Below are 12,273 nucleotides of genomic sequence, written 5' to 3' on the forward strand. Positions count from 1 at the left end.
GGTAAAGCATCGGCCAAGCCTGAACAAACCTGGACAAACCCGACCCGTTCCGCAGTCTCTACCCTAACGGGGCATGCAAAAGTTGTTCGCTCTTTAACGGATGCGCTATACCCTCGCCAACTGCTGCTTGGCGCAGTCAACAGCCATATCAACAGCCCGAGGGGAGGTTGAGTTCACCCAGCATTCGCCCTATCTCAGGACCAACGGCACCAGCCTGGATGGTTGGAGCAGGAACAGACCCAGGCGGGATCGCCACAATCAAAGGAATTCAGACTTGGCCAACCATCTCTATCAGGGCGACCTGCCTGACGATCTGAAACTGGGCCCCGTGGTGGCAATTGATTGCGAAACCATGGGTCTGAACCCGCATCGCGACCGGCTTTGTGTCATTCAACTGTCAGACGGCGACGGCAATGCCCATATCGTTCAGGTCGCCAAAGGCCAGACCGAAGCACCCAACCTGTGTGCCATGCTCGAAGATCCTGAAACACTGAAACTGTTTCACTTTGGCCGCTTTGACATTGCCGCCATGTACAACGCCTTTGGCGCGCTGACAGCCCCGGTTTATTGCACCAAAATCGCCAGCCGCCTGGTGCGCACCTATACGGATCGTCACGGGCTGAAGAACCTGACGCAGGAACTCATCGGTGTTGATATCTCTAAACAGCAACAGATGAGCGACTGGGGCGCCAAGATCCTCACCGATGCACAACTCGACTATGCGGCGTCGGACGTTCTGTATCTGCATCGCCTGCGCGAAGCCTTGAACAAACGTCTGGACCGTGAGGGTCGCACCGAAATGGCCCAGGCCTGTTTTGACTTTCTGCCAATGCGTGCCAAACTGGATCTCGCAGGCTGGCCCGAAACAGATATCTTTGCGCACTCATGACAGATACTGAACAATTCCTCGCCACAGCGCGACAGGTCGCGCTGGATGAAGCAAAAGCGCTTGAGGCGCTGGCCGAAAGTTTTGACGCCCGCTTTGCCGACGCTGCACGGCTGATCATGGCTGCCACCGGGCGGATCATCATCAGCGGCATCGGCAAATCCGGCCATATCGGCCACAAGATCGCCGCCACCCTGGCCAGCACCGGCACCCCTGCCTATTTTGTACACCCGGCCGAGGCCAGCCATGGCGATCTTGGCATGTTGTCCAAAGGCGATGTCGTACTGGCGATCTCCAACTCTGGCGAGGCACCGGAACTGGCAAACTTGCTGGCCTTTACCCGTCGCTTTGACATTCCGCTGATTGGTTTGTCGAGCAAGCCGGAAAGCACCCTTATGACTCAGGCGGATGTGCAGCTGCAAATTCCCGCCATGGGAGAGGCCTGTGGTTTTGGCATCGTGCCCTCGAACTCGACCACTCTGACCTTGGCCATGGGCGATGCCCTGGCTATTGCGATCATGAAATACCGCGATTTTCGTCCTGAAAATTTCCGCGATTTTCACCCCGGCGGCAAACTTGGCGCCCAGCTCAGCCGCGTCAGCGATCTGATGCATGGTGGCGATGCACTGCCGTTGGTTGGCAAAGACACCCCCATGTCGGACGCGCTGATCGAGATCAGCCAAAAAGGCTTTGGCGTTTCTGGAGTGACCGATAGCGACGGCAGCCTGCTGGGTATCATTACCGACGGCGATCTGCGCCGCCACATGGAGGGGCTGCTGCAAAACACCGCCGCCGCCGTGATGACCAAGGATCCGACAACCATCGCACCAGACGCGCTGGCGGAAGAGGCTGTCGCGATCATGAATCAGCGCAAGATCACTTGCCTGTTTGTCGTCGATCCCGCCAAGGGCCATCGCGCCGAAGGGCTGCTGCACATCCACGACTGCCTGCGCGCAGGCCTCGGATAGGCAGGGGCAGCGGGATGGATCAGTATTCACGCATGGTGAGCTACCTCAAGGTGCTGTTGCCACTGGCAGCCCTGATGTTGCTGTCCACCCTGTTCCTGATCTCCCGCGGGGCCGATACCGAAGCGGTCATTCCCTTTGCTGATCGCGAAATCGAAGAGCGCATGCGCGGGCAACAAGTGACAGGTCCGTTCTTTTCCGGCTCCACCGCCCAGGGCGATGAGATCTGGGTCACGGCCACCAAGGCCCGCGCCGGAGCCGACAGTCCAATGCTGGCGACAGATCTTTCGGCCGAAATTCGCATGGCCGCTGGTGGTCGGCTCACGCTGCGGTCTGATCGCGGCACAGTCCAGCCCGACCAGGATCTCGCCCGGTTCATCGGCAACGTCGAAATCACCACCGCTGACGGCATGCAAATCCAGACCGAAGCCCTGAAGACCCATCTCAGCGGATTGCGCGCCGAAAGCCCCGGAGATGTGCGTGCGCGCAGCGATTTCGGAGATTTAACCGCAGGTCGCCTGGAAATCAGTTCAAAAACTCAGGGTGGACCGGTGCATCTTCTATTCACCAAAGGTGTCAAGCTGGTATACGATCCCAAAAAACTGGAAAGATAGATTGTGACCTATTTGCGTTCTCTATTGATTTGCCTGCTTTCCACCCTGTGGTTCACAGCACCTGTTGGTGCACAAAATGCAGCCGTTGCTTTTGGCTCGGTCAAGGCAGATCCTTCGCAACCGGTCGAAGTCACCTCTGACGCGCTTGCGGTCAATCAGGCAGATGGATCCGCCGAATTCACCGGCAATGTGCTGATCATTCAAGGCGTCATGCGCTTATCGGCCGACAGGGTTCTGGTGGTCTATAAAACCGATGCTGACGGCAAGCGCGGCATTGAGCTGCTCGAAGCCATTGGCAATGTCATTCTGGTCAGTGGCCCCGATGCCGCCGAGGCGCAGCGCGCCGAATACAGCATCGATCAGGGCACCATCGTAATGAGCGGCAACGTGCTCTTGAACCAGGCAGCCGGTACTCTTACGTCGCAGCGGATGGTGGTCAATCTGACCACTGGTACAGCCAGCATGGCGGGTCGGGTCAAGACCATCCTCAATCCCAGCTCGCCCTCGGGCGCAAACTCCGGCGACAGCAACTGATGACGCAGAAACCCGATCTGAAACTAACCGAAGGCTCATCAGGCCTGCGCATTGAGAAGCTGCGTAAGAGCTATCGCAAAAAAGTCGTGATCCGCGATGTGTCGATCTCTCTGGATCGCGGTGAAGTGGTGGCGCTGCTGGGCCCCAATGGCTCCGGCAAAACCACCAGTTTTTATGCGATTGCCGGATTGATTTTTCCCGAGGCCGGCACCGTCACCATAGACGGGCAAAACGTCACCACCCTGCCGATGTATCGTCGCGCCCGTCTGGGTATTGGCTACCTGCCCCAGGAGATGTCGATCTTTCGCGGCCTCTCGGTCGAAGACAATATTATGGCTGTGCTTGATATCGCGGTAAAACACGAACATCGTCGCCGTGAGCGTCTGGAAGAGCTGCTATCGGATTTCTCAATCGAACATCTGCGCCGCGCCCCGGCACTGGCGCTATCTGGGGGCGAACGTCGCCGCGTTGAAATTGCCCGCTGCCTGGCAGCAGACCCCAAATATCTGCTTTTGGATGAACCCTTTGCCGGTGTTGACCCGATTTCAGTTGGCGACATCCGCCATCTTGTTGCCGACCTGAAAAAGCGTGGCATCGGAGTTCTGATCACAGACCACAATGTCCGCGAGACGCTCGAAATCGTCGATCGCGCCTATATCTTGCACGACGGTCAGGTGCTGATGTCCGGCAGTCCTGCAGAGGTGGTTGAAAACGAAAATGTGCGCCGCGTCTATCTGGGCGACAATTTTCGCATCTCCTGAATCACCAATTCGCCAGCACGCCCAGTCACAATCAGAGCGCGACTAAACAGGTATGACAGGCATATCTTTTTGATCGGCGGATTGCCGACAGATTACCGGTAATTTCAGGTCAATTTCCCGGACTTCCTTGTATCAATTTGACGGATCGCCATTGACTCTCTGCCGCCTTTGGCATCGAATTGAAGCATGGCAAAAGTGCAGTATGATGCAGACCCAAAAACCGTCTTGGCGACAAGGCCCAAAGCGCTGCAGCCGACTGTTCTGCCTAATCCCCTAACCCAGGACTGACGACAACCCTCCGGGCTCGGCCCGGGCGGTGTTCTGGGTGGAATTTTGTGAAGGAGATAACATGCGTTATAAAATCAGCGGTAAACAAATCGACATTGGCGAAGCTTTGCAAACCCATGTTCAGACCGAGCTGGGGACTGTCGTCGCGAAATATGCCGAACGCCCGACCGACGCGAATGTCGTCTTTTCCCGGTCGGCGCATGAATATGTTTGCGAAACAACCGTGCATCTGTCGACCGGGCTGACCGCTCAGGCCAAGGCGCATGCCACTGAAATCTATTCCGCTTTTGAAGGCTGCTGCGAAAAGATGGAAAAGCAGTTGCGCCGCTACAAGCGCCGATTGAAGGATCACCACCGCGAACGCAGCGAACCGGTTGAAATTCTCGGCGCCAGCTCGTATATCCTCGCCTCTGATGACGCGGATACCGGAGCCGAGCCCGAAACCCTGCAGCCCATCATCGTGGCCGAAATGGAGACACGGATTCAATCCCTCTCTGTTGGTGAAGCCGTGATGCAGATGGAACTGGCAGGTGCCCCGGTGCTGGTATTCCGCAATGAAAGCAAAAACGGGTTGAACGTGGTATACCGGCGGGAAGATGGCAACATTGGTTGGATCGACCCGACAGTATCGGCCTAAAAAGAGGTGCGCCACGGCACCTGAACGGAGCAGGTGACTATGCAGATTTCCAGCATCCTTAAGCCGGAAGCGGTTCGGGCTATCGGAGCCGTGTCCAGCAAAAAGCGCTTGTTTCAGGAGATTGCCGAGGTAGCGCAAACATCCTACGGGCTTGCTGCGCAACACACTGTCGAGGCTCTTTTGGACAGAGAGAGCCTCGGCCCGACCGGGGTTGGCCATGGGGTGGCCCTGCCCCATGCCAGACTGCCCAACCTGACTGAGGTTTGTGGTGTTTTTCTGGTGCTGGAAAAGCCGCTGGATTTTGACTCGGTTGACCGCCAACCTGTTGATATCGCGTTTTCCCTTTTCGCCCCAGAAGATGCCGGTGTCGAGCATCTGAAGGCTTTGGCGCTGGTATCGCGCACCCTGCGGGAGCAGAGCTTTTGCACAAAATTGCGGGCAAACCATGATCCCGCAACATTGTTTACAATCCTGACCGAGACGCAGCCAGTTCAAGCTGCGTAGACGGGGCCGCATAGACAGAGCCGAGTAGGCAAATATGGCGCCAAGAAACTGCAATCGGCTCGCCGATCACGGGGCTCTCTCGCTCGTCGTTAGGCCTTTTAGTCAAAGATAAACTCCCGTTGAGCATGGCAGGGCTTTGCCTTTGGCGCGTCCTACTGCGGCACCGTGACCAGCACTCTTCTGGCCCTGCCCTCGTCAGTAGTGAAAATCGCAGCCATTCCAGGCAATTTTCAATCCCGTTTGCGGCACGTGCCCTCAGTGACCGTTACACCCACACCACAGCAGCCTTGCGACACCGCAATGCGCGATGCCATGCCCAAGCCGTTGTGGGGTTTAGTTAAACAAACGGCGCAGGAGCGCTCGCTTTACCCCTCTTGAGCCCCCCGATAGGAAAGCCGATCAGGATCGCCAGGGAGCAAAGCCAAAGGTGACATAGTCCCGCTGATAGAGGGTCCGCACCTGCTTTTCCAAATCTGCATCCCAAATCTCATCCAACCGATAGGGCGTATCTGGCTGCGACACGGATACCTCGCCCGGCGTGTTTCGTCCAAGACGCTGCGCCAAAGTAGGCAAATCCTGCTGCAGCTCATCCTCGCGCAGCACGAGGTCCGGCGCGCCCAACTCGGCAAAGCCTGCGAGTGCCTGCGCCTGACTCGCCCAATCCGCGCTGATGCGTACCGAGGTCTGACCGGCAAGGTTGGCCTGCAGAAAGGTTAGAAACTGCCCAAAGGCCTCGCGGTGGTCCGCCTTGCTGTAGCTCGTATCCGGTTCTCCTTTGGGGATCGGCAGTTTGAACTGGCGTCGCAGGGTTTCACGGATGCTCCCAAAGCTGCCTGCGCCCTTCTGCAGGATCCGGTGACAGAAAACCGAATGAACACGCGCCGCCGGGTGTCGCAACACAGTGAAACTGCGGAACCCCGGATTGCCCCGCTTCCACTGGCGCAGCTGCTTCTGGTTCATCGCCGTGATAAGCCCCTCAGGCGCCACCTTGTCGAGGCCAGCCATCCAGGTCACCACTTCGGTCTCTGGACCACCCTTGATCGGCAGGTAAAGCAGCGGCGTCACCACACCGGCAACATACCCCGGTACTGCAGGCCCGCGACGGGGCTCAAAATTCGGTGTCCGGCCGAGATTGAACCGGTCCATTCCGGCCAGCGCCTCTGCCACTACGTCTGGGTTTTCGACCTTAGACATGACCGGTGCCGGGTTTTGCCGTTTCAGCCCCTCATCCAGCCCGTCAAGCTGTGCGTCAACGCCAAGCCAACGCGCAAGACCATTCATCACTTCAACACTTTGCAGGTCTTCATAGGCCAGATAGAAACCAGTCTGGCCGGATTTCTGCAGCCGGTTGAGCAGTGTGATCTGAAAATCCTGCAGCGCCTCTACGTGTTCGGAAAACTCAGCGGCATCGAACCGCGCTTTTGCTTCCTTACGGCGCTTTACATCGGTCAATTTCCATTGACCTGTGGCCCGGGCTATTTTCCAGGAGACATAGCTGTCCAGCGGATTTCTGGTGAGGATGATCTTGGCGCAGCGCGGATCTTCCAGCGCCAGATCCAACACCCGCGGATCGTGATCGTGAAAATAGCGAAACCCACCCAACACACCAGGGTCTGCTTTGATCTGCTTGATCAGACGGGCGGGATCCGCCTCGCGCATATCCTGCGTCACCCCCAGAATGTTGTCAGAATTCGGGTAGCCAATGAAATGCGGATTGAAGGCTTCACCATGGCAGCCTACCCCGTCAAAAGCATTCAGATTGGTTTCCAGAAAGTTGGACCCGGTCCGCATCTCGGCAAAAACGATGAAATAATCAAAGGCAGCGGTCATGGGTTATTTTCGCACCAAATAGGGTTTTCGAGGAGGCTTTGACATAGATACCGGCCCCTGATGCTCGACAGGAAAGTCGCCCATCAGATAGGGGTGCATCCCCTGGTTTTTGAGGTTCTGCAAGAACTGTCCGAACCCCGTGAGATTGACCATCGTCGGAGCCTCGCTCAAGTGGCGGGGCGTGAGTGGGCCCAATTCATCCAGAATGGTCTGCAGCGGTTCCATCGGGGCCTCGATGAATTCCGCCATGGTCCAGATCCGCACCCGCGCCTTGGTCTCCTGCGCGCGCAGGGCGTTCAACTGGCTTGCCTCGACCTGCTGCAATCTGGCGGCTTCACGGCGTAGCTCGGTGAAGTTTTGATTGGATCGGAACAGGGGAACCGCCCAGGCACCGCTGATGACCGAGATCTGCGCGTTAGGATCGCGCGCCAGCGTGTAGCGAATATCCTGACTATCACGGGGGCCGTACTGAAAACACTGCCGCTCACCGCGGGTGTTCCAGATCAGATTGGTCAAAAAGCTATCGCAATTGTAGTCCCGCATTCTGGCACTGTCGGTCAGTCCCCCATTGATCATATGGCTGCCATCAGCCAGCTCTGCCCGCTCCGGTGCAAAGAGATGCCCATGCACCCGTGCGCCGGAGACCCGCGCAAGCCAGAATTCAAAATCTTCAAACAGTTCGGAGAACCCCTGAAACACCGAATATGGGTTCGAGGCTACCGAATTCGAAGCCCAATGCCAAGGGAAGCGGCCCTGCATATAAAGCCCTGGCCTGCCACGCGTACGCCGCTCCACCGCCTTGGCAAAGATTCTGTCTATCTTGCCTGGGTTTGGTTCGGTCTTCTTCATGGCCCCATCAGAGTCAGTCAAAAAGGCCTGATACAGACGATCTGCCCGTGACCAGATCTTGCGGGCAACGAAACAATCCGACCGGCGCAACAGCTGCAGGTGGTCATCATAAAAGATATGGGGCTTGCCCTGGAAATCGAATTTTGACAGCGTCAGAGACCGGCTTTCGATATTGGTGGAATACTGCCGCGCCAGAGTTTGATAGTAGCTTTCGTCCGGGATCCAGACCTTCCGAAAATAGCGGTCATAAGTTGGCCGTTCCGGATCTTCCAGAATGGCTGAAAGCGTCTGTCGTGTCAGGCACCACCATTGGCTGCCCATATGCGGCACCAGCCCGGCCGGGATCTGTCGCTTGACCCCAAGCCAGCGTTGCAGATCAACGTAGCGATCAAACAAACGGCGGTGCTTTTTCCAAGAGAATGGAAAGCGTAGCGTGAAGCGTTCAAAATCCAGGCCACCAACAGTCCAGGGCACATCTGCGGTTGTCGCACTCTCGATAAAGTCGGTACGCGGGCGCTCGGCAAGATAGTCCACGAGCTCCTGCACCGGTCTGAGCGGCAAACAGGACCCCGAGGACAGATAGACATGGCGCACTTCAGAAAATTCGCGCAGCATCAGCGCCGAGGCCGATTGCGAGGCGGCCACAATGCCCCAGGTGCCCCATTCGCAGCGATGCCGCTTGCAAAAGCGGATCAGCGGATCCGATGCCAGTGACTGGCGGAATTTGCGGAAAGTCGCGCCATCAACGTTTCTGTCCACATGTACGACCACTGGGCAGCCACTGGCGGTCCAGTGGCGCGCGACGTCCTCGGCGCGTTCCAGCGCATTATGCACCAGCATGAGGATGCCAACCGTGCTCATGCCCAATTGCCTTTTGACATCAGCCCGAGAATTTCCAACTGCCGCCAGTTGATGTATTTTTCACTCCATTTGCACCAGAGCTCCGGCTGGTCTTTCAACGCTTCGGCATAGGCAATGTATTCGCGCGACTGGGCGTAGTGCTGCCCACGCGCCAGCTCCTCGGCGGCTTTGGTACCAAGGGTGTCCAGGAATTTGGTATGCAACAGCGCGCCGCATGCCTTTTCGCCGCCATTGGTTTCATAGACCTGGTTCAAACCCCGTGGCAGCAGCGAATGGGTTGAGCTGACATAGGCATAGCGACGATCCCATTTCACCAACGGTATCTTGTTCAGCGCCGGGGCCTGTTTTGGCTGGTCGGCAAAAAAGACCCGTGCGCGCGGACCACCCTGGATCCACAGATTCCCATACATCGGGTTGCGGCTGATGGTGTAGTTGCCGCTGTCAAACCAGTTGGCGATCTCCAGCGGGTTCTGTCCGGCCTGATAGGGCGTCTCATCAATCCGACCCTTGGGATAGACATCAATCAGCATCGCCGAGAAACTTCGGATGGAAGAGTTTTCCAGCCAGTCCGTCAGGGCGCGAATGGGGCGGGTATCACAGAACGGGTAGATGAAGAACTCATCCGGATCCACCACCAGAACCCAATGTCCATGCGCATACTTGCGCTTGAGATAGTTCATCCAGTCAACGCCAAAATGCGACTTCGCATAGCTGGCATTGGTCTGCCACAGAGAGACGTCGCGCATCCCTTTCAGATACTGCGCCGTGCCATCTTGCGATCCGTTGTCGACAAACAGAAAGTGATCGACACCCAGCTTGCGATAATAGTCGAGAAAATACGGCAGGCGGATTTGCTCGTTGCGCATCGTTGACACCAGCAGAATATCACTGGGGCGGATGCGGTCCGTATTGTCCTGAAGACTGCGTAGTTCGCTGGATTTTCGCACAGCCCGGATCAGCCGACGCTTTCGCCGTAGCCGCATGCGATATGACTGCCAAATTTTCACGAGCCTGCCCTTACGATACCCAATTCTGGCCTCTGATACCCGCTTATTATAGTCTTGTAGCGCTTAATACGGTGTTTCGATGAGACGCGATATGCAGGATATTGTTTCCCTATCAGGAACAATACGGACTGCAACAGGGGAGGTAAACAGATTGTTTCCCACCGAATCATGCGGCACCAACTTACCTTCCGGCCTACACGTCCCGCCCCATCAGGCAGGTCTCACACCCAGTCGCCGCGGGTCATCAGCCCCAAAGCCTCGAGCTGCTGCCAGTCGCGATACCGAACCGAGTCTGCGCACCATAGATCCGGATCCGCGATCAGGCTATCATAGTAGGCATCATAGCGATCTGCATGGGTAAAATGCTGCCGCCGCTGCTTTTCTTCGGCAGATTTGGCGATCACACCACCCAAAAACTTGCTGTGAAGCAAAACCCCCGAGGGCAAGCGTGATCGCGCGTCAAACACCCGGTTCAAACTCTGTGGCAAGGCAACATGCGTGGAGCTGACATAGGCAAACCTGCGATCCCATCGCACCAGCGGCACTTTGTGCAGATGCGGCGCGTGCTCCGGCTCCTGTGCAAAAAACACCCGTTTTCGCGCCCCACCCCGGATAGAGATATTGCGATAGCGAGCTTGGCGCTCCCAGGTATAGCCCTGCGCATCAAACCAATTGAGCTGCACGAAAGGATCCGTTCCAGCCACATAGGGCACCGCACCAATCGCGCCCTTCGGATACATATCCAGCATCATCGCACCAAAGGCTCGTTGCCCTTGCTGATCCAGCCAGGTCGTGAGCTCATGAAGGCTGCGCTGGTCCACATGGGGATAGGTCAGGATTTCATCGGCATCCACAGTCAGACACCAATGGCCATGACCATAGCGCATCAGCAGCCAGCCAGCCCAGTCGACACCAAACCGGCTATCGCGGTAACTGGCCTTGGTCTCCCAAAGCGAAACATCTGGTTGCGTCGCAAGAAAGGCGGTGCTGCCATCGGTGCTGCCATTATCCACGATCAAAAAGTGAGACACGCCCAGGTCGCGATAGTACTGTAAAAAATGCGGCAGCCGGGTGATTTCATTGCGCAAGACTGCGACCAACAAGATATCCTGCGCCCGGATATCCGAGGTTCGGTCAGCACACGGGGTCAACTGATGACGGGCCCGCAGGCACCGCCACATCAGGCGTCGTCGTTTCAGGCGCAACCGATAGCGCGCAGACCAGCTTTGTGGTGCCCAGCCCTGCGATGTTAGAGCAGCTGCGCTGGCACCCTTGCTCACATCAGGCCTCGTAATGGCCCGTCTGGTGCCATTTCCAGGCATCGGCAATCATCGCCTCCAGGCTGGAGCGCCCAGGTTGCCAGCCAAGATCGGTGATCGCGCGGGTCGAGCCCGAGACCAGCTTGGTACAATCCCCGGCCCGGCGCGGGCCCTCATTGCAGGGCACGGCACGACCTGTGACAGCTTCAGCCTTATCCATGACTTCGCGCACCGAAAACCCGGAGCCGGTACCCAGATTAAAGACCTCAGAGCCTTTGTCGGCCTCGAGCCATTTCAACCCCAGCACATGAGCATCCACCAGGTCGCAGACATGCACATAATCGCGAATGCAGGTGCCATCGGGCGTGTCATAATCAGTACCAAAGATCGTCAGCGCGTCGCGCTTGCCATCAATGGCATCCAGGACCAGCGGCACCAGATGGGTTTCGGGCCGATGGAACTCTCCCACCTCGGCCTCGGGGTCGGCACCTGCCACGTTAAAATAGCGAAAAATCACCGATCGCAGCCCATGTGCCGCACCAAAATCCTTGAGAATATCCTCAACTGCCCGCTTGGAGGCCCCATAGGCGTTCAGCGGCAACTGCGGCGTGTTCTCATCAAGCACCACATTGTCATGTTCACCATAGGTGGCGCAGGTCGAGGAAAAGACGAAATCCAGACAGCCCGCAGCGACGGCAGCTTCGATCAAATTCAGAGACCCGCCGGTATTATTAGCCCAATAGCGCCCTGGCTCGCTCATCGCTTCGCCGACCTGGCTGAGTGCAGCAAAATGCATCACCGCAACCGGTTTGTGTTTTGCAAAAACCTCGTCAAGACGGGCGCGATCCTGCAGGTCTCCCTTCTCGAAGGGGCCAAACTTCACCGCATCCTGCCATCCGGTCACCAGATTGTCGAATGTCACAGGCGTATAGCCTGCTGCTTTCAATGCCTTACAGGCATGCGAGCCAATGTAGCCGGCGCCCCCGGTCACCAATACTGTCGTCACCTCAAAGATCCTCTTTGCAATCGCATGTCCCGGCAGCGATCAGGGTTCCATTTCCCAAATAATCAAATTGCAGCCCTATTACTGGGCTGCCTTATCGACCTGCACCGTCTGCGAGATAAATTTCATCAGATCATCACGCAGCTCTGGTCGTGACAGGGCAAATGAAACGGTGGCCTGCAAAAAGCCCGCTTTGGAGCCGCAGTCGAAGCGCTCACCGCGAAAGCGGAACCCATGGGTCGGCACCTCGGCGGCGATATCCTCGGCAATGGCAT

General features: G+C 57.2%; 12 protein-coding genes and 1 pseudogene. 7 read left to right on the plus strand and 6 right to left on the minus strand.

All coding sequences use genetic code 11. The annotated features are described in order from the left end of the window. Positions 1 to 274: 274 nt before the first annotated feature. From PH5382_RS05325 to PH5382_RS05355, 7 genes are all read left to right on the plus strand, one after another. On the plus strand, positions 275 to 889 hold the full coding sequence (locus tag PH5382_RS05325; protein WP_058333306.1) for a ribonuclease D: 615 nt from the start codon (positions 275 to 277) through the stop codon (positions 887 to 889). Continuing rightward, entirely contained in the window at positions 886 to 1,854 is a 969-nt protein-coding gene (locus PH5382_RS05330; protein ID WP_058333307.1) for a KpsF/GutQ family sugar-phosphate isomerase, read from the plus strand. Before PH5382_RS05325 ends, PH5382_RS05330 begins: the two co-directional genes overlap by 4 nt. Before the next feature lie 14 nt (positions 1,855 to 1,868). Next, positions 1,869 to 2,465, plus strand: coding sequence for an LPS export ABC transporter periplasmic protein LptC (gene lptC / locus PH5382_RS05335; RefSeq protein WP_058333308.1), 597 nt, complete (start codon positions 1,869 to 1,871; stop codon positions 2,463 to 2,465). A 3-nt stretch (positions 2,466 to 2,468) separates the two neighbouring features. Continuing rightward, positions 2,469 to 2,999, plus strand: a complete 531-nt coding sequence (locus PH5382_RS05340) for an LptA/OstA family protein (RefSeq protein WP_058333309.1) — start codon at positions 2,469 to 2,471, stop codon at positions 2,997 to 2,999. Further along, positions 2,999 to 3,760, plus strand: a complete 762-nt coding sequence (gene lptB / locus PH5382_RS05345) for an LPS export ABC transporter ATP-binding protein (protein WP_058333310.1) — start codon at positions 2,999 to 3,001, stop codon at positions 3,758 to 3,760. Before PH5382_RS05340 ends, lptB begins: the two co-directional genes overlap by 1 nt. 349 nt (positions 3,761 to 4,109) lie before the next feature. Next, positions 4,110 to 4,685 (plus strand): ribosome hibernation-promoting factor, HPF/YfiA family, encoded by a 576-nt coding sequence (gene raiA / locus PH5382_RS05350; RefSeq protein ID WP_058333311.1) that lies wholly within the window; start codon positions 4,110 to 4,112, stop codon positions 4,683 to 4,685. A gap of 39 nt (positions 4,686 to 4,724) precedes the next feature. Next, complete coding sequence (locus PH5382_RS05355; protein WP_058333312.1) at positions 4,725 to 5,189, plus strand: PTS sugar transporter subunit IIA; 465 nt, start codon at positions 4,725 to 4,727, stop codon at positions 5,187 to 5,189. A 399-nt stretch (positions 5,190 to 5,588) separates the two neighbouring features. On the opposite strand, the gene PH5382_RS05360 is transcribed toward PH5382_RS05355, so the two are convergent. The 6 genes and pseudogenes from PH5382_RS05360 to PH5382_RS05385 all read right to left on the minus strand — a co-directional run. Further along, a complete protein-coding gene (locus PH5382_RS05360) occupies positions 5,589 to 7,019 on the minus strand; it encodes a sulfotransferase family 2 domain-containing protein (protein ID WP_058333313.1) in 1,431 nt (476 codons plus the stop codon). Between the two features lie 3 nt (positions 7,020 to 7,022). Beyond that, positions 7,023 to 8,729, minus strand: coding sequence for a DUF5927 domain-containing protein (locus PH5382_RS05365; protein ID WP_058333314.1), 1,707 nt, complete (start codon positions 8,727 to 8,729; stop codon positions 7,023 to 7,025). Further along, positions 8,726 to 9,712 carry a glycosyltransferase family 2 protein gene (locus PH5382_RS05370; protein ID WP_058333315.1) on the minus strand — a complete coding sequence of 329 codons (987 nt, stop codon included), beginning with the start codon at positions 9,710 to 9,712 and terminating at the stop codon, positions 8,726 to 8,728. The genes PH5382_RS05365 and PH5382_RS05370 overlap by 4 nt, the downstream gene beginning before the upstream one ends. Before the next feature lie 245 nt (positions 9,713 to 9,957). Beyond that, entirely contained in the window at positions 9,958 to 10,917 is a 960-nt protein-coding gene (locus tag PH5382_RS05375; protein ID WP_231751801.1) for a glycosyltransferase family 2 protein, read from the minus strand. Positions 10,918 to 11,017: 100 nt separating this feature from the next. After that, the gene (gene galE / locus PH5382_RS05380; protein ID WP_058333316.1) at positions 11,018 to 12,001 is read right to left on the minus strand and encodes a UDP-glucose 4-epimerase GalE; all 984 of its coding nucleotides are present in this window, start codon (positions 11,999 to 12,001) and stop codon (positions 11,018 to 11,020) included. Between the two features lie 78 nt (positions 12,002 to 12,079). Next, positions 12,080 to 12,273, minus strand: a pseudogene (locus tag PH5382_RS05385) (UTP--glucose-1-phosphate uridylyltransferase); the annotation flags it as partial.

The organism is Phaeobacter sp. CECT 5382 (assembly GCF_001457775.1).
In the GTDB taxonomy this organism is placed as follows: Bacteria; Pseudomonadota; Alphaproteobacteria; order Rhodobacterales; family Rhodobacteraceae; genus Pseudophaeobacter.

What these genes read in the sequence shown, in the direction of transcription:
- PH5382_RS05330 (WP_058333307.1), top strand. Translation starts at nt 886, where the DNA reads ATGACAGATACTGAACAATTCCTCGCCACAGCGCGACAGGTCGCGCTG.
- lptC (WP_058333308.1), top strand. Translation starts at nt 1,869, where the DNA reads ATGGATCAGTATTCACGCATGGTGAGCTACCTCAAGGTGCTGTTGCCA.
- lptB (WP_058333310.1), top strand. Translation starts at nt 2,999, where the DNA reads ATGACGCAGAAACCCGATCTGAAACTAACCGAAGGCTCATCAGGCCTG.
- raiA (WP_058333311.1), top strand. Translation starts at nt 4,110, where the DNA reads ATGCGTTATAAAATCAGCGGTAAACAAATCGACATTGGCGAAGCTTTG.
- PH5382_RS05355 (WP_058333312.1), top strand. Translation starts at nt 4,725, where the DNA reads ATGCAGATTTCCAGCATCCTTAAGCCGGAAGCGGTTCGGGCTATCGGA.
- PH5382_RS05360 (WP_058333313.1), bottom strand. Translation starts at nt 7,019, where the DNA reads ATGACCGCTGCCTTTGATTATTTCATCGTTTTTGCCGAGATGCGGACC.
- PH5382_RS05365 (WP_058333314.1), bottom strand. Translation starts at nt 8,729, where the DNA reads ATGAGCACGGTTGGCATCCTCATGCTGGTGCATAATGCGCTGGAACGC.
- PH5382_RS05370 (WP_058333315.1), bottom strand. Translation starts at nt 9,712, where the DNA reads ATGCGGCTACGGCGAAAGCGTCGGCTGATCCGGGCTGTGCGAAAATCC.
- PH5382_RS05375 (WP_231751801.1), bottom strand. Translation starts at nt 10,917, where the DNA reads ATGTGGCGGTGCCTGCGGGCCCGTCATCAGTTGACCCCGTGTGCTGAC.